At 47.1% G+C, this 17070-nt stretch carries 17 protein-coding genes; 6 read left to right on the top strand and 11 right to left on the bottom strand.

Annotated features, from left to right (window positions below; all coding sequences use genetic code 11):
- Positions 1 to 19: 19 nt before the first annotated feature.
- The 3 genes from LC531_RS21895 to LC531_RS21885 all read right to left on the bottom strand — a co-directional run bounded on the left by LC531_RS21895 (position 20) and on the right by LC531_RS21885 (position 3254).
- The gene (locus LC531_RS21895) at positions 20 to 2116 is read right to left on the bottom strand and encodes an ATP-binding protein (RefSeq protein ID WP_223654359.1); all 2097 of its coding nucleotides are present in this window, start codon (positions 2114 to 2116) and stop codon (positions 20 to 22) included.
- A gap of 11 nt (positions 2117 to 2127) precedes the next feature.
- Entirely contained in the window at positions 2128 to 2955 is an 828-nt protein-coding gene (locus tag LC531_RS21890; RefSeq protein ID WP_223648922.1) for an IS5 family transposase, read from the bottom strand.
- 83 nt (positions 2956 to 3038) lie between these two features.
- Complete coding sequence (locus LC531_RS21885) at positions 3039 to 3254, bottom strand: hypothetical protein (RefSeq protein ID WP_223654357.1); 216 nt, start codon at positions 3252 to 3254, stop codon at positions 3039 to 3041.
- 111 nt (positions 3255 to 3365) lie between these two features.
- On the opposite strand from LC531_RS21885, the gene LC531_RS21880 reads away from it, so the two are divergent.
- Entirely contained in the window at positions 3366 to 3770 is a 405-nt protein-coding gene (locus tag LC531_RS21880) for a very short patch repair endonuclease (RefSeq protein ID WP_223654434.1), read from the top strand.
- On the opposite strand, the gene LC531_RS21875 is transcribed toward LC531_RS21880, so the two are convergent.
- The 3 genes from LC531_RS21875 to LC531_RS21865 are packed head-to-tail and all read right to left on the bottom strand — an operon-like array spanning position 3767 to position 5105.
- Positions 3767 to 4495: a hypothetical protein gene (locus LC531_RS21875; RefSeq protein ID WP_223654355.1), complete on the bottom strand. Its 729-nt coding sequence runs from the start codon at positions 4493 to 4495 to the stop codon at positions 3767 to 3769. The two genes, LC531_RS21880 and LC531_RS21875, sit on opposite strands and share 4 nt — an antisense overlap.
- Positions 4496 to 4548: 53 nt before the next feature.
- A complete protein-coding gene (locus LC531_RS21870) occupies positions 4549 to 4785 on the bottom strand; it encodes a hypothetical protein (protein ID WP_223654353.1) in 237 nt (78 codons plus the stop codon).
- Positions 4786 to 4790: 5 nt separating this feature from the next.
- Entirely contained in the window at positions 4791 to 5105 is a 315-nt protein-coding gene (locus tag LC531_RS21865; RefSeq protein WP_223654351.1) for a hypothetical protein, read from the bottom strand.
- A 314-nt stretch (positions 5106 to 5419) separates the two neighbouring features.
- On the opposite strand from LC531_RS21865, the gene LC531_RS21860 reads away from it, so the two are divergent.
- From LC531_RS21860 to LC531_RS21850, 3 genes are all read left to right on the top strand, one after another.
- Positions 5420 to 5677, top strand: a complete 258-nt coding sequence (locus tag LC531_RS21860; RefSeq protein WP_223654349.1) for a hypothetical protein — start codon at positions 5420 to 5422, stop codon at positions 5675 to 5677.
- Between the two features lie 219 nt (positions 5678 to 5896).
- Positions 5897 to 6094: a hypothetical protein gene (locus LC531_RS21855; RefSeq protein WP_223654347.1), complete on the top strand. Its 198-nt coding sequence runs from the start codon at positions 5897 to 5899 to the stop codon at positions 6092 to 6094.
- Between the two features lie 19 nt (positions 6095 to 6113).
- Positions 6114 to 6443 carry a hypothetical protein gene (locus tag LC531_RS21850; protein ID WP_223654345.1) on the top strand — a complete coding sequence of 110 codons (330 nt, stop codon included), beginning with the start codon at positions 6114 to 6116 and terminating at the stop codon, positions 6441 to 6443.
- A gap of 217 nt (positions 6444 to 6660) precedes the next feature.
- On the opposite strand, the gene LC531_RS21845 is transcribed toward LC531_RS21850, so the two are convergent.
- Both LC531_RS21845 and LC531_RS21840 read right to left on the bottom strand, forming a co-directional pair.
- Positions 6661 to 7182 (bottom strand): recombinase family protein, encoded by a 522-nt coding sequence (locus tag LC531_RS21845; RefSeq protein ID WP_332874904.1) that lies wholly within the window; start codon positions 7180 to 7182, stop codon positions 6661 to 6663.
- 302 nt (positions 7183 to 7484) lie between these two features.
- The gene (locus LC531_RS21840) at positions 7485 to 7757 is read right to left on the bottom strand and encodes a hypothetical protein (RefSeq protein ID WP_223654343.1); all 273 of its coding nucleotides are present in this window, start codon (positions 7755 to 7757) and stop codon (positions 7485 to 7487) included.
- Between the two features lie 799 nt (positions 7758 to 8556).
- Between LC531_RS21840 and LC531_RS21835 the strand changes: the two genes are divergently transcribed.
- A complete protein-coding gene (locus LC531_RS21835) occupies positions 8557 to 9534 on the top strand; it encodes a site-specific integrase (RefSeq protein WP_223654341.1) in 978 nt (325 codons plus the stop codon).
- 216 nt (positions 9535 to 9750) lie between these two features.
- On the opposite strand, the gene LC531_RS21830 is transcribed toward LC531_RS21835, so the two are convergent.
- Positions 9751 to 10758, bottom strand: coding sequence for a YncE family protein (locus LC531_RS21830; RefSeq protein ID WP_223654339.1), 1008 nt, complete (start codon positions 10756 to 10758; stop codon positions 9751 to 9753).
- A 607-nt stretch (positions 10759 to 11365) separates the two neighbouring features.
- Between LC531_RS21830 and LC531_RS21825 the strand changes: the two genes are divergently transcribed.
- On the top strand, positions 11366 to 11698 hold the full coding sequence (locus LC531_RS21825) for a DDE-type integrase/transposase/recombinase (RefSeq protein ID WP_332874908.1): 333 nt from the start codon (positions 11366 to 11368) through the stop codon (positions 11696 to 11698).
- 293 nt (positions 11699 to 11991) lie between these two features.
- On the opposite strand, the gene LC531_RS21820 is transcribed toward LC531_RS21825, so the two are convergent.
- Both LC531_RS21820 and LC531_RS21815 read right to left on the bottom strand, forming a co-directional pair.
- On the bottom strand, positions 11992 to 14424 hold the full coding sequence (locus LC531_RS21820; protein WP_223654335.1) for an outer membrane beta-barrel family protein: 2433 nt from the start codon (positions 14422 to 14424) through the stop codon (positions 11992 to 11994).
- 33 nt (positions 14425 to 14457) lie between these two features.
- Positions 14458 to 16665 carry a peptidase domain-containing ABC transporter gene (locus LC531_RS21815; RefSeq protein ID WP_223654333.1) on the bottom strand — a complete coding sequence of 736 codons (2208 nt, stop codon included), beginning with the start codon at positions 16663 to 16665 and terminating at the stop codon, positions 14458 to 14460.
- Positions 16666 to 17070: the final 405 nt, after the last annotated feature.

Genomic DNA, 17070 nt, shown 5'->3' with positions numbered 1-17070 from the left:
ACTAAAAACATTTCCAAAATTACGCTATGGGTTCGTCAGTGATAACATTAGGGGCACTTTCGTCAGTCTGGGGCCGAGGCATCAGTGCAGCAGTTACTTGTGCTATATCTAGCATTGGAACCTCAGGATGAATGCGTTGCGAAACGAATAGTTTTTGGCGTTGCGCCTCCTCAATAAAGTCGCGATGCACACGCTGGGTTCTCGTTAAGAAAGCGGACCAATTATGTTGGATGAGTCTTCCATTGGTAACTAACTCCTCGTAAGCTCTTTTGCTTACGCTAGTCAACTTAGTGCCATCGCACACGAGCGTAATCTGATAACTGTTTCCGTAGCCGCGTAAGAAACTTTGGTTGCCTGGGTCATTCATGAACTCGTCCATGTACTCGAAGTAATTGACTAACCTGGCCATATCAGTGTTATCAAATTCATGCCCAGGCTTTTTAATTTCGACTAGTTGGATGGAACGCTCCTCCTCGAGCAATACGAAATCAGGGCGTTTTCTCTTTCGCCCATCGTTGTCGAGTCTAGATAGGGATATTTCCTCACCAGTTTTGTGGAAATAAAATTCCTCAAAGCGCTTACGCACAGTAGCAAGCGATTTGTTTGAAGTAACGGGTGCCCATTGAGGGTCTACTAGCCAAGGAGCCTCTTCCAATAAGGCTTGCAATTGGTCTTCGTCAACGGTGTGGTCGTCTTTCAAATTATGAAGCTTGTCGATGATGTCGATTCGCTTCGATGCAATACTACCAAAAGAGGAAAGCTCTGCTATTTGCGCTATCTGCAAAATGCCGGAAACCATAGAGAACTGCGTGTCAACAGCGGCGGCGGCCTTACGTAGTTGGTCGTCCAGCGTGATGTGCGGAGCCAGCATTATTACCGTATTGATAGTTGCCTGAATGGAAATGGGATTGCGCACCTCGTCCTCGCGCATTCGTTGGGCAAACATGGTAGCAAGTTCCCGAGCCTGCTGACGGATTTGCCCTTGCTCAGGGCCAGGATAAGCGTGTTGGATTTGGTTGTTTACGTCCGACGTATCGTTAAAAACCATCAGCATTTTTTCACGCATCGGTTCCAAAGAGAGGCTACCAATACTAGACACGACGCGCTGGCCCCACTTTTCAAACTGTTGCCCAAGTTCTTCAGACCATAAAATGTCTTTGCGGTCTGTTTGGATAAGGTCCTCTTCCTCATCCAGCCAGTCAGCCTCTAGATAGCCTACCAAATAGGAGCGTACCTGAAATTCACCCGTAAAGCCCGACTTCTTGTTGAATAAATTTGTTTGAGCGGCAATTTTACCTCGGCAATAAATGCGCACGCCAGCCATTAGGTCGTCTCGGTACGACTGGTCAGAGTAGGCCATCCAGCCGGCGATGGGGTAAACCCGGCCACCGTACGTAAAGCCAGCTTCGATGCCTTGGTTTTCTTCGCCGTCGGGGTCGAGGGCGTACCGAAGTGCTAACTTACCCTCTTCGGCACTGGCTGTGCCAGTGGGAGCTTCGAAGCGTATTTTCGTGTGCTTCATGGTCTTGACGGCGAACTTGCCGACCTCATGGGCGGTCGTGTCGCCGGCTGCGTTATCGTACAGCTCAAGACGCCAGTTTGGGCTAGTAATGCCGAATCGTTGTGCGAGCTGACGCTGCATGCTTTTAATCTCGGGAACTTGCCGACGAGCAAAATCGGCCAACGTAATTCTGGTGCCCGTATGCTCAGCTAGCGTCCCATCTTCTTTTCCTAGGTCGGGGTAATAAGGGGCATCGGTGGGCGACATGATGTTGTTGATGTCCATGATGAAGTTCGATACTTGATAGTACTCCTTTCCATCATCACCCTTAATGGATTCACCGCCAGCCGTCCATACTTCTACTTTCTCGCAAATGCCGAAGGGGGCTAGTTTTCCTACACCCTTGCGACCCATGACATCACGGCCAAACACCCTTGATTTTGGACCTCTCTTTCTGTCATTTCTGCGCTCCCCACCAATCGTCAAGAAAAAGGCGTTCACCTCTTCCGTGCTCATGCCGTGGCCGTCATCCTCAATGATTATTTCCCACGGCGTGTCGCGCACGAGCTTGCCGTTTTCCTTCCGAGCTAGCCACTGGCCGCCAGGAACGTACACTTTGAAGCTGTTTAGGAAGTAGGCGGGGCAATTTTGCGCAGTAGTAGTACGGTAAAGGCTAGCCAGTGCAGAGCCAGCCAGTTTTGCAAGCTGGTTTCGTAGCGCACAAGCAGGGCCTTAAAGCCGTCGAGCCAGGCGTTGAGGCGTTCAATGACCAGGCGGCGGCGGTAGAGTTCCGGGTCCAGGGGGGTGTCGTCATCGGTCTGCCAGTCGGCTGAGCGCCGGTTGCGTGGGATGTTGGCTTCGATGCCGCGCCGCGCACAGGCTTGGCGCAAGCTACTGACATCAAAGGCTTTGTCGGCATTCAAAAACAAGCCTTCCAAGCGCAGCTCGGCGGCTTCGAGTAAGTCGCACAACTCGGCAAACACCCGTTCCAACTCGAACGTATCGTGCTGGTTACCGGCCTGGGGCGTGGCCACAGCCAGCGGCAGGCCCTGGTTGTCGGCCAGGAACAGGGCGTTGGTGGTGCGGCCCGCCTTGCGGCCTTGGTAGCCGATAGCGGCCCCGCCATTCTTGGCCAGCGTATGGCTGCCATCGAGTTGGACGCTGGATAAGTCGAGGCGGCGTCGATGCAGGCGCAAGCTGGTGAGCCACAGATTTTTCCAGGCTCCTTGCTTGCCCCAGGCGTTAAAGTGGTAGTACACCCCCTGCCAGCTTAATGGCGGCCCCGTGAACAGGCTTCTGACGGGCAGCCACCGCCACTGGCAGCCAGTTTTGAGCTTGTAGCAGATGGCTCCAACGACCTCGGCCGGGTCAGCAGCCGGCCGCCGGCCACCCGTGCGGGTGGGCAAATGAGGCAGTATCCAGCGGATAATCATATCTTTGGTCAGGACTTCCATGAAGGAGAGAAAGGAGATGGGTCGCACCTCAAATTTCTCGCTTTTGTGGGAGTTTTTGCGTTTTGCTCGCCGCTACCTCCTTCCTAAACAGGTTCTTTGACTAATTGTGCGTCGGCATCGTAACTATTCGCTACCAGCTCTGCCACTACGGCGGCGGCCCGGTCGTACATTTTAACGCCCAGTTTATCGACGGTCTGCCGAGAAATGGTCACTTTGTATTTAGTCGATGCTGGAGCGGCGGCTTCGCCAGCAGCAGCTACTGCGGGGTCAATAGATTCAGGGGTGGGAGTGGGGGACATAAGTCAAGTTTGTTTTGTATGTAGGTAGTGAGTTCGCCGTCAGTAAAAGCAAGCACAAAGTCTCCTAGCACTTCGCTCATCGTTAGCACGACGCCGCAAGACCAGCGGCGCATGGCCAGGGTGAAGAGCGAACACACCACGCCAGAGCTCGTGGTGCGCCAGTACCTGCACGCGGCGGGCTTCCGCTATCGGCTGCACGACAAAAGCCTGCCGGGCAAGCCCGACGTAGTGCTGCCCAAATACCGGGCGGTCGTCTTCGTGCAGGGATGCTTTTGGCATGGGCATGGGGCAGCGTGTTTGCGGGGTGGGAGGCCACCAAAGGCTAACGCGGACTTCTGGCAGGCCAAGTTCTCTTACAACCAAGAGCGTGACCAACGTACTCAAGCTGAACTGCGAGCGGCAGGGTGGAGGGTGGTACTTGTGTGGGAATGTGAGTTGAAAAAGAGTGAAAGAGGGGCTACACTGCACCGGATAACAAATGAGATTCTTGCAGCCGACGATGTATGGTTCGATTAAATGGGCGAATTCTCATCGACAAAAAACTCTCTCACCACAGCTAATCTCATATTCGGGCTCTGATACTGTGCGGTGCATTGACACGCAGTTGCCGAGTGGTCGCGATATTTTAGCTTTATGCTAGACGCGCCAACCTTTCCTTCCTTTGCAGCAGCCAGAAATGACGCTACGGCCATTTTAGAATAGTTAGTTTGCGCGCTTCCATAAGGGAAGCGCTGAGTATAATCGACGATTATTGTGCGTAGATAAGGCTTCAGACGAACGGTGCCCGCCACATTACGCAGCACGATGTGATGTCCTGGGTCCCGTGGGTCGTAACCTGCTTCTAGTTCCTCAATGGATGTAAACCAGCGCTCGTTTGATGGGGTGTCTACATCCCAGTGGATGGGATTGGTTTTGGTTACCCAAACGAATGGTAACCAGTCCTGCTCTAATAAGGACAAATCAAATTCGAGTAGCACAGGGCCGTAAATGTTGCGCTGGTTGAGTAGTTCGTGCATATCCGACGCATCAAAAAACAAATCGTACCATACACCCAGGGCACGGTCTTTTCTATCGGATTGCTGAGCTGTTTGGTCTAGTCCTGCCTCGTGAATGACGCCGCGTGCCAACAGGCGTCCACTCCTAAAAAAGGTGCACACGGTCCGGACGGTATTTGCGTGGCGCAGCCATTCAACCCCCTTCTCCCGGAAGACCCTTAGGGCTTCTGTTGATTTGAGTTCCATTGTGAATGAGCTGATTAGGCGGATTATAGGTGGCGTATATGGATTGTTGAGAGCTAGCCGATTGCCTTCTCCAACTCCTCCTTTAAGAAGCGATAAGTCATGCCTACTATAAGTGTATCATTCATGATGCCAGTAGGATAAAGTCCGATTGTCTTTAAAACAATGCGTGAGGTATCTGGCCCGTGTGCTGAGACCGTCGCAATGGCATCTATAGCAACGAGCGTAGAGGAGAATCCACTTGTAGGAGTGCCACCCACAGGTTGGGTAGGTATTTCAACGAAGCCTTTCATAGTACTTAATTAGGTCGGTTATAGCTGGCGCGCAGCAGGTTAATAGTTTCTTCCTTTGAGGCAATAATCGTATCCTTGGCCGCCAGTAGGTCATCCTTGGCAGCGAGCTGAAGCCGTAGCTGCTCTACCTCGTTCTTATAGGTGTCGCGCTCCTTTTCGCAATCGCCGATAGTGTAGTTAGCGTCGCCTTCCACGTTGCCGATGGCTTGGCCACCACCTTTGAACATGACATTGGTGTTCGTGATGTTGCGGGCCTCTGGATAGTTATTTAACAATGTATCCCAAGCCTCGGGTGTAGCCGACTGAGCACCGTGGCTCACTCGATTGATAAAATCAGCCTTCCTGCCGAGAGCAAGGCTAATTGCTCTATCTGAGGTTATTCCATTAGCCTTCATGACCTGCCTAGCTACAGACAGAAATTTCTCGTCAAGTTCAGTCTTGGGGCCGCGGACCCTTTCATCTTTCTGCTTAGGCATGTAAAACCATGGCGCTGATTATCTACTATTTGTAGACTATTTGAGTGCATGTATCTCATAATATGAGATACATGCACTCAAAATGTTTGTATGTTTGTCATGTCGTGACAACGCCCATGCAATAAAGCACGGATGATGGGAATCGTGTCAAACACGCCATGCACCTTCCGCTGACTACTGAAAAACAGAAGTACTTCCAGCTAATGGCGCTGGTGTGCGAGGACCTCGCCACCACGGCTATTGACAGGCTCGTGCGTAGTGGCCACGAGGCCTCGTCGGCGCAGCTCACGGCCGTGCGCCAAAGCCGCAAAATCGACTTGCCCTGGTTAATCGATTTGGTAGAGGCGGGCTTACCCGAGTTTAAGGTGCCCGCCGAGTTGCGGCCCGTCGCCACGCTTCAGTCCCTGTTTCAGTAATGGAAGTCCGCGCCCCCTACCATTCAACCGCGCCCAAGGGCCCGCGTAACTTGGCGGCTCCGCTGGCCGCGTGGCTGAGCAGTAGGGACGAGCGCTTTCAGTTTATAGCGGTTTTGTGGCTAACGTATCTCTTTATAGAGCGACTCACCTGGTGGTAATAAATAATTTAACTACAAAAAACAGGTACACGGTTCACGAAGCCGCTATAGCTATGAATGGGTGGCCGGCCCCAGCCCCGACGCCGCCTGCCGCCTGCAAGTTTGCCCAGGCAGCCAGGCGCAATTCGAGCCCTTGTTCACGGCTCAAAAGGTGCGCCGCCTCAAAGAGGTCCGCCTGCTACTGCTGATCAACGTTCGCTTTTACAACACCCGCCTGCTGGCCCAGCCCGCGCCAGCCGCGTCCCTAACCGACCTTTAACCTCGTTTTATTCCGTTCCATGTACGCTACCCTGCACCTGCCCAGCACCGCCCCGCGGCCCCTTACGGCCACCGAACTAGCAGCGCTTTCCCCGCACCAGACTCCCGGCCAGCACCTGGCGCTGGGTGTGTCGCCCGCCGACGCAGTCCTGGCTGAGCTGCTAGGAACGTCCATCCCCGGCGAGACGCTCGCTAGTGGCCCGGCCTACCTTATCATAGTTCCCGAAAACGCGGCCGAATACGGTTTCGCGCCCACGCCAAGCGCTACGGCCGACTTCGCTCGCCTAACCGGTATGGAGCCCGACGAGGACGAGCCCCTAGTAGGCCCGCTGCTCTTCATCGAAGCCTAGCCCTTCTAAGATAAAAACCGGCGCATACGCCGCCCGACGCCAATGCCCCAGCAACTGGCGAGCAACACTCCCATGCCCTTTTGTTTATACTTCTCTTTCATCTAGCAGCTTATTTTTCAAGCATCTTAACACCAATACGCCCGGCCCCGCACGCCTACCAAACATGGTGGAGTTGGCCCAGCTCACTGGCCTGCTACCAGCCGCCCTAGCCCTGCTGCTAGATGGCAGACTTGGCCAAGAGTCGCTGAACACCCATAGCAAAGAAGGCCTTGCCGCGACGAGTGCGGTAGCCGCCATCATTTAACTGTTGGGCTATTTCCTGTAGCGTATGTCCCTGCGCGTGGAGCAGCTGGCCCAGCTTTGAGGCTTGGCGGTTCTGCTGGTTGTCACGGGCGTTGGCTTTGCGCACCTCCAAGCCCTTTGCGGTGGCGGCCGCATCCAGGTTAGCAGGTGTGCCCAGTTGCGTGCCCCTCGCCTTCTTCGCGGCCAGTGCCTCTTTGGTGCGCTTCGAGATGGTTTCGCGCTCATGCTGGGCGATAACCGCAAACAACCCCACCGTTAAGGTATTGGCATCGGGCATGTCGCAGCAGACGAACTGCACCCCCGAGTCACGCAGAGCGAAGATGAAGCCCGCGTTGCGGCTCAGGCGGTCGAGCTTGGCTATGAGCAGCACGGCGCTGGCGTCCCGGGCGGCGCCGATGGCAGCGACCAACTGCGGCCGATGGTTTTTTTTTGCCACTCTCGACCTCCACGAACTCAGCCAGTAGTTGACCTGGCTTGCCAGCGAAGGCCAGCACCGCTGCCCGCTGGGCTTTTAGGCCAAGACCGGAGGCGCCTTGCTTTTGAGTAGGGACGCGGTAGTAAGGAACGTAGCGGGTGAGTGACACAGTAACAGGGAAACAACAGGGAATAAACTGGATTTTGCGGCCTATTTCCGATAAAAAGAAAGGCAGCAGCGTGCCACTAACGCCAAGAATAAACTGAGTTTTTGTGACAGATTTTCGACAAAAGGAAGTCGGCCCAGATTTGGGCCGACCATCATCAGATAAAACTTGGGGCATGCGCCAAAATGAAAGAAAAGGGCAAGTGCCGGGCAAGTGCTTGGTTGACGCAGTTCAAAAGTTGCTGCTCCGTCAGCAACGGGCGCCCCTCTAGCAAATAGTTGTAGTAGTCCGTCTTGACTACGGAGTTCTGCCAGGGGCTCCCTTCAGCAGCAACCCTAGCCACCTCGAAAGCCAGCCGGCCCGCTTCAGGAGTCGGCTGTATTTTCTGAAAGGCTAGTAGCCACTCTTCATTAGACCAGGGGTAGCTCATAATAGCAGGCGTAAAGCAGGCGTGAGGTTGCAATTATACTCCATAACATTTTCTAAACGGACGTTTAACATATGTTAAGTAACTGTTTGTCAATATTATATAACTTACTTTCTAAAGTGGTTTTAGCGCTATTAGCACTACCTGCGCACCATGGCGTAGAAAAAGTAGTTAGCTCCATCTCCTAAGTGTTTGAGGCTGGGATATTTGCTCCTTACACTTCCTACTAGTTGTTGAGGGGGCCGGCTTGCCGGTGAGCCGTTTACTGCCTAGCTTTCGGTATTTCCACGCTGCCCCACCTGATGCTTCAGCCTCGCTCACGGCGTTCTCAGCAGCGTCGGCGCCGGCGGCGTGTTGTGCTAGCGGTATTGCTCGGCGTGGCGTTGGCGGGTGGGGCGTACCTGCTACACTAAGGAGTTGCCCAGTTTTTGGGGGGGAGTGCGGCTGAAATCCGCTTTTTCACCTTAGTACCGATAATTAAGCTCTTTCTTATCGATACTAAGTTTCAGGGGAGGTCGCGCAACCCCGGAGGATAATGACCGCCGGAGCTGGCTGCTACTCTATATTATATAGACGCCTGGGTGAGGCATGGGGAATGACTGGGCTCTACGCTAGGTAAATAGCACTTTTTCAGTAAAAATAGCACTTTGTCAAGTAAACTGTACTAATTAAGTATAATTTGCCTTTTCTGCTGATTACCCCCGATAACATTTACTTATCGAGGGTAATTTATGCCTACTTTTGCGTCCTCTTTTTTGATGGCCTCTAATTCAGGGGAGCGTTGTGTAGTGCCCGACCTGCCATGGAAAAACTCCCGCTTCCGACCGAACCTCGTGCTGTCGGCACCGCCCGACACATTGACGACTACGCTGAGTCGGCCGCGCGTTATGTACAGACCGGGCAGCAAGGCGCCGCCAATACCCAGCGCGCTTATGCTGGCGATTGGAAGCGCTTCACTGCGTGGTGCCACGAGCACGGCCGCCCATCCTTACCCGCCGATGTGCCGACCGCCGCGGCCTTTGTCACGTCGCTAGCCGAAGCCGGCAAAAAGGTGGCCACCATCCAGCGTCACTGCGCCTCCCTGAGCAAGGCCCACCAACTGGCCGGGCTGCCCACGCCCACCGACGACCGTCAGTTCAGAGTATTGCTCGAAGGCATCAGCCGCGAGAAAGGCGTGCGCCAAAAACAAGCGCCCGCTTTTACGCTGGCCTACTTCAAGCGTGTGGTGCAGGGCATCGACCTAGACCGGCCGGACGGGATCCGGGACCGGGCGCTTTTACTGCTGGGGCTGGCCGGCGCGTTCCGGCGCGACGAACTGGCCAGCCTCGACATCGAACACCTGCGCTTTGATGACGACGGCCTCGTGGTCGAGCTGCCCAAGAGCAAAACCAACCAGAAGGGCGAGGCCGAGGAGAAAGCCATCTTCTTTGCCCCCGACCGGCGCAGCTGCCCGGTGCGGGCGGTCAAGGACTGGCTGGAACTGCTGCACCAGCAGGGGCAGACGAGCGGGGCCCTGTTTCGCTCGTTTCACAAGGGGCAGCGCCTGAGCCGCCGCCGGCTGAGCACGTTTAGTCTGAACGAGATTGTGCAACTGCGCCTGGGGATGCCCTACACGGCCCACTCGCTGCGCGCCTCGTTTGTCACCATTGCCAAGCTCAACGGGGCGGACGATGCCGAGGTCATGAACCAGACCAAGCACAAGACGACGAGCATGATTCGCCGTTACACCCGCCTCGATAATATCCGGCAGCATAATGCGGCCCAAAAACTGGGCTTATAATGCCCAAGAAATGGGAGCTATATACTAGGAGTAGCTCGCTGACTGTTTTACAGCGGCGGGCGAGCGCAAATAGGCAGGGCGTGAAGAGGGGGCGGGCAGGTCCTGCACGCTTTCCTTGTAATTATCCGACTTGCGCTGGTTTAGTTTGGCCCATTTTATGGGGCAGATGCCCCTGTTGATTCGTTAAACGTCCCTGAAGTAGTCCTCAGTTAAGGACTACTTCCTTTCAACAGTCAGTATTTCAAATGTTCCCGGTACCATTTCTGGACGAAAGGTATCTTTGGTCGCTGGTTTAAAGGAAGCGGAGGGCAGATAAACCTTGTGCGTTTTTTGGTCCACCGCAATCGTTCGGGTGCCCGGTTTCGTGATGACGTTGCCGACTAACCGGAATTTATTGGCCGACAGCTCCTGAATAACGGTCAACGTGCCCTCGCCATTGGCGGAATAAGCCGTTTTTAAGCCGTTATCAAACCCCGCGCCGTCGGCCCCGTCCCCGGTCGGGAAACTGGCCACGACCTTACCGTTCGTTGCATCCATCACGATCAGGCGTTTGTTGCCACACGTGGCAAATAAGCGCATGGCTTGCCGGTCCATGCTCAGACCTGAGGCCCCCGTGCCGGGCTTATTGGGCCAGTGATGGGTGACTTTAAAGGTCGTGGCATCGATTACGTCTATCTCCGCTTTCTCGGCATTGTTCACGTAGAGGTGGCCCTTGCCGTCGCTTACCGCGGTTTCGGGCCAGCCACTCAGTTGGACGGTGGCGACCACCGCATCAGCCGTGGGGTCGATCACCGTCATGTTTTTACTGCGGCCGTTGCACGTAATCACTTTTTTAGAAAAGTCATCGTAGAAAATGGCATCCGTGAATTGCCCGGTGGGCACGTGGGCCAGTAGTTTATTGGTCGCCAGGTCAAATACGAGCACTTGATTCAGAGTGCCGTTGCTGATATAGCCTTTGCCCAAAGAAGGCACGAGGGCAATGCCGTGCGCATCCTTTTCGACGTGAATAACCCCCAGGGAGTCGCCGGTAGTTTTGTTTAAAATGTTTACTTGCGACCCATAGGTAACATATAATTTTTCAGAAGCGGGGTCGACCGTCATGTAATCGTAGCCTCCCCCACCTTTAATAGCGAAGGCCGCACTAATATGGTAGCTTGAGGTAGTTTGGGCGTAGGATACGGCTGCTGTTAAGAGCATTGCTGCCAGAAAATAAGGCGTTTTCATCGGCTTGTTTTCGTTTTAGTAGTTGACTGTACCGGGCAAATCGGCCACGCCAACCCAGGCAATGGCCGAGAAGGATAACCAGCGCTGCGAATGAAATGGGCGCATCGGCAAGGCTTGCCTAGGGGCACGTTTGCCAGCCGGAAAGGGGGAAGGTACTGCCATCCTTTAACAAAGGCGTAATGGTTCGAAAGGTAAAGCAGGTTTATTCAACCAGCGGTTCAAGTGCGCCCGTCTTCTGGATAGCGTCCGCATAGGGCCTGTTATCAGGCCCTATGCGGTGTGAGGCCAATCATCAGAAAGGTATCAGAAGTAAACCTTATGGTTCCTAATCCCTTCCACTCACAAAAAAACATTGCCGGGCGAGGCAAGGCTTTTTTGCAAGCATAAAGAACGGAAGGAAAGTTAAATTTGACTAGCTACCTATTCGGGCGACTACGGCGTGGGGCACTAATGCGTGAGCACGAGCATGAATACATGAAGCGTGAGTTACCGTGTTTTCCAGGCACCAGTTTCGCAAGTATCCTAACCTGATTAAGGAGTTGACCCGTTACGACCCAATCAAGTATGGGTTGCCGTCATCACGTACTAATCCACCGAAGCTGGCTGCCTGTACGTTTCGCTACTCACTGATGTATACTCGCACCGCATCAGGGGCTTTGCCGTGGCCGAGACGCTGGCCACCCTTCGTTGTCGCCGGGTGCTGGAGATGACTTTGCGCCAGATGACCAAGCGAGCTGGTCGGCAGTTAATTCACGACAGCGACCCAGGTATCCAGTATTGTAGCAAGGAATACCTGATTGTATTGACAGCGTGGCAAGCGCAGGTGAGCTTGACGAAAAACTCCGACCTAATGGAAAACTCGTTGGCTGAATACATCAGCGGCATCAGGAAACAGCAGCACCTGAGCCAACAGCAGGTGTGCTCTCTATATGAAGCCTAACAGCACCTGAAGGGACGGTGTTTATCTACAACTACAAACGGCCGCAACTGAGTTTAATATGCAGAGCCCTAACGAAACACGTAGTAATTGGAAACCACTGGAGCGACGCTGGAAAAACTAATACAAACCGCTCGTGACAGCAGCCCCAAGATGAAGTAGATTTAGGCCTGTCGCCAAAACGGACAACCAAATTTTAGACTATCTTAAAACTGTCAACTTATTTTCAGGACGAGACAATTAAATTTTTTGAAACTTAATCAATTGTTTTGATAAGCTATAAAATTTAAATTTACTTAATGGCTTGCTCTATTTTCCTCTTCTGTACTTCCAGAATATTTATTTTGGCGATTAAATGTAGATTTGCCAAATGAATATGTAAATCTTATATTTATTTGCTGAACACCACGTTTTTGCATATTATTAATATAAAAATTATTGTAGTAACCATAAAAAGATTCTCTATAAAAGTTAAATATATCACTAATATTAATTTGAGTATTAATCTTTTCTTTAAAAAAACTTTTTTGCAAACCAAAACTAATGCTGGAATTACTTTTAACAGTATATACCTGTGAAGCGCTAGGGCCACTATAATAATAACTCAAGTTGAGGTTAAATTTATTCGGTAATGTAAATGCATGCTGTCCATATAAATAAACAGAAAAAGCACCATTATTAATATAATTATTATCAAAAAAAGAAGTTGTTTTAGTATGATAAAGTACCAAGTAATGATGAATCTTCCACCATTTCACGAAACTATAGTCAAAATTTGATTCTATAGAAAAGTTTTGTACTTTATCTAAATTTGTTCTGATATAAGCCAGTGTATTATTTACAGGGTTATGAAGTGGAAGTTGTGCGAATTGATTCGCAAATATAATATGTTTTAATGTTATATTTAAGTCTTTATAATGATAACCTATGTCAGTAGAGGTGATTGTAGATGGCAAAAGAAATGGATTACCTTCATTGTATGTGTAAGGGTTTGTATAGAACCTAAATGGATTGAGATCGAAAAAAGTAGGCCTGCTTAATTTACGAGAAAAATCTAATGATAAGTTAGTTGTCTTACTAAAATTGTGTTGAAAGCTGAAACTTGGAAGTATCTTCAAGTAATTTCTATTAACAGATTGATTCAAAGTTAATGAATTTCCTTGGGATTTAGTGTTTTCGAGACGAACTGCTAAATCAAAAGAATTATTTTTTTTGTCAAAAGTATAGCCAATGTATCCAGCATTTATTCTCTCTTTATACAAAAATTGATTGCTTTTAGAATAATCATGGTAAAGTTTATTTGGTTCGCTTACTCTAATACTATCAAAATCAGCTTTGTTATCTGTATCTGTATTTGTATTTTTCATGCCAGCACTTATCTTACTACCTTTATTAAATGTTTTGGTATAGTCGATTCTAAAAGAAAAAATATTGGTAGTACTAGGATAATTACTAATTAGAACGCTAGGAAAATTGTTAATATCAGTTGGTGCATTAGTAAAATCACTCACAAAGGTTTGCTCCTGTTGATAATTATAATGTATAAAGTCCAGATACGCTTGTAAGCTTGTCTTTGATGGTTCCAGCGTTAACTTGTAGCTTAAATCAGTCCCTATAGATAGGTTTTTTTTGAGTGAGGTGGAAAGAGTTGGCAATGAATAGTTGCCATTCGAGTTTAGAATGTCCGTAGTATTTTGAGTTACATCATTGCCAGTTGTAGAAAGGCCTTTTATTAAAAAACCTATTGTATTTTTTGTATTAAAACTATAGTCTGAGCTAGTTTGAAACGATACCGGATTTGTATGCAAACGTGCGAGACCATTGATATTAAATGTCTCAAAATTACCAAGCGCATCAGCAGAAACTCTAGATGAATTTGATAACAAAAAATTATTTGAAATATTGGTCGATAACCGAATATAGTTGATCCACTTCTTAGTCTTATATGTAATACTGACTCCTGTTTCACTTCCTAAGAATTTCCTATTAACATACCCGCCACCGTATAAATTCCCCTTTATTCCCAAATTCTTATCTCGCTTAAGTTTAAGTTCAATAACTGCTTTAGTATCTCCGTCATATCGAGCCGATGCGTTAGGCATAATTTCAATACTCTCAATATCCTCTCGAGCTATAGATTTAAGCTCGTCACTAGTAAGAGGAATTTGTTTTCCATCCATGTATACAACTGGTGAGACACCATTTGCTAGCAATATATTTCCTTGTACATCAACTCGAATCCCAGGCGACCTGCTTAACACGTCAAGTGTGTTAGTAGCTGTTTTTAAATAAGAACTATTCATGTTTACAGTAATTACGCCGAGTTTCTGCGTAACCAATGGTGGTTCACCTGTAACGATTACTTCTCCAAGTACCTTAGAGTCAGTTTGTAATGAAATTACTCCTAATGAATAATTTGAATTAGTGCGAGTTAAATTAATAGTTTTGCGCAACGTATTCTGATAGCCAAAGGATTTTATTAAAATCGAATACTGACCTAACTTCAAGGATGAGAATGAAAAATGCCCTAAAGAATCAGAAATTGTAGAGAGAATTAGATTAAGTGAGTCTGATTTATTAAATAGTAAAATATTAGTTCCCAATATGGGCTTTTTATTTTCATCACAAACTGTTCCAGATACTAAATTAGACTCAGCTAGTTGAGCATAACTTATCTGCCAAGTTAAAATTGGAACAATTACTAAGATAAGCTTAATGAATTGCTTCATTTCGAATTGATATTGATTTCAATGTTTTAATAATTATTTTCCTAATTCAAGCTGATTTTTGATTAGATTATAATAATAAGATTCATTGTTTATTAATTCTATGTGTGTGCCACTTTCTACTATTGATCCTTTCTCAAGAACAAGTATTTGATCTGCATTCCTAACAGTACTTAATCTATGAGCAATTACTACAACAGTCTTATTTTTGAAAAATGATTGAAGATTAATCATTATCTGTCTCTCGTTATTTGCATCTAAAGAGCTTGTTGCTTCATCGAAAAAAATAAAAGTGGGATTCTTGTAAACAGCTCTAGCAATTAATAAACGTTGTTTTTGACCGCCACTAAGTTCTATACCAGTTCTCCCTATTTTTGTGTGATAGCCCATCGGTAAATTTAAAACAAACTCATGGAGGCAAGCAATGTTTAATGCTGAAATTAACTTCTCCTCATCAATATTAGTATCACTCAAAGAAATATTTTCACCAATTGTTCCACTGAAAATATAACCGTCTTGTAAAACAACTCCACATTGCTTTCGCCAATATTTAACATCTAGTTCGCTGAATACTATATCGTCTAGTAAAATTTCTCCGCTTTGTGGGTAATAGAAACCTAATAGCAATTTTAACATTGTGGTTTTACCACTTCCACTAGCACCAACAATAGCAGTTGTTTTATTTAAAGGAATTTCAACGTTGATTCTATTAATAACTAATTTATTATAACTTCCGGGATATTTAAAACTTACATCTTTTATTTTAAAACCATTGTTAATGGATGTCGGTAAAGAAGTATTTAAATTAAATTTTTCTTCCTCTCTCTGCTGCACTTCATACATTCTCTCAAAAGATAATGTAGCATCTTGAAGGTTCCGTATAAAGTCCACAATCTGTTCAACAGGTCTAGTTACTTGCCCTAGTAGATAACTTATTGTCATAATCACTCCCATAGTCATTTTGCCTTTTATGACTTGGTCAGCACAAATAGCGATTATAAGTACATCCTTTGCTCTGTTCAATACATTCACTCCAAAGAGCTGATAATAATTAAGATTTAATGAATGAAGCACAATAGAATTTAAATTATTTTGTACCTCTTGCCAACGGTTAATTTTTTTATTCTCTGCATTATTTATTTTAATTTCTGACATCCCTGATATGATTTCATATATATTATTTTTATTTTCAGATGCAAAAGAAAATCTTGAATAATCTAACATTTTCCTCTTTTCTAAAAATAATGTCATCCATGTAATAGAAAAAATAGAACTGGTTAAACAGATTAAGAAAGACACCTTATTATAGTAAAAAATCATTCCTGAAAATACTATAAAATTTGCAATAGCAATTATAAATGATAGTAATTTATAAGTTAAGAAACTTTGTAATCTTTCTTGATCATCAATCCTCTGAATAATATCAGAATTAATTCTATTATCAAAAAAGCTAATAGGTAAACTAATTACTTTAAGTAAGAAGTCTTTAAGCATTTTAATACCAATATTAAATCCTACTTTAAGTAATATTTTTGAATTAGCAAAATCGCTCACAGCATTACCTAATATTATAGCAAATTGTGCAAGTAGTAGTATAATAACTATTGATAAGTTTTTGTGTCCAATACCTAAGTCAATAACTTTTTGAAAAAAAATTGGTAATGACCAGTTTGTTATCATAGCCACTAAAAAAAATAGTGTAGCAGCTAACAAAGAGGAGGAATTTCCTTTTATATTTTTTTTTGTAAACAATAATACTCTCTTTAATACATTCTCATCAGCTAGAGGAAGACCTTGAATTGGTTCAAAGAAGTTTCCATCCGGTATAAGTACCAGTGCTACTCCTTTTTCGTCGTTATTTATCCAATTATTCTCGAAGTCTTCAATGCTGAGATTAATCTTGCCGTATGCAGGATCTGCGATGCTCAATTTAGTTATTATATCATTTTTCTTAACAATTCCGTACAATACAATAAAATGGTCTTGTTTCCAATGTAGTATCACTGGCAATGGAATTTCTGATAGCTGTTCTATACTAATTTTCACAACAAGAGAGTCCATGCCGAAGCTTTTAGCGGCGACAAAAATGTCATGTATGCTAATTCCAACTTTAGTAATTGTAAAAAAGCTTTTAATTTGATTCAAGGTGAGTGTGCGATTATAATAAGATAAAACCATCCTTAAACAAGATGGTCCGCAATCCGTGGACTCCAGTTGTGGATAAAACTTAATTTTATTCGCCATTTTAATTATGTATATTTATGTAATAAAAAATTTAAATAATATCTTGTTTTAAAAATAAATCTTTAATTTGCTAAAAGTTGTTTCAATTTCTTCGTGAAACCTTGTAAGAGTTAGGATAACTGCCTGTTCGTGAGAGTCCGTTCGGGGGCTTACGCGCAATGGTCTCTGTGACGTACCCTACCCCTACTTGAGAACTCGCACACCACGTATGCCCGTTTCCATCGCTTGACCCTTAATGATGGGTGAGCCCAAATGTCAGCAACTGTACAATAGGAAGATGTATTGCACATGTCACAGCTTGATTTGACCACCGTGCAGGTATACAAGCACGCTAATAGGTTGTCCAAAAAAATGGGCCGCAAGACCTGAACCACAGCTGCAGCGGCTTGACTAGCAAGCCGTACA

This window comes from Hymenobacter psoromatis, from assembly GCF_020012125.1.
Classification (GTDB): Bacteria; Bacteroidota; Bacteroidia; order Cytophagales; family Hymenobacteraceae; genus Hymenobacter; species Hymenobacter psoromatis.
This window is presented reverse-complemented; position numbering and strand designations above follow the sequence as displayed.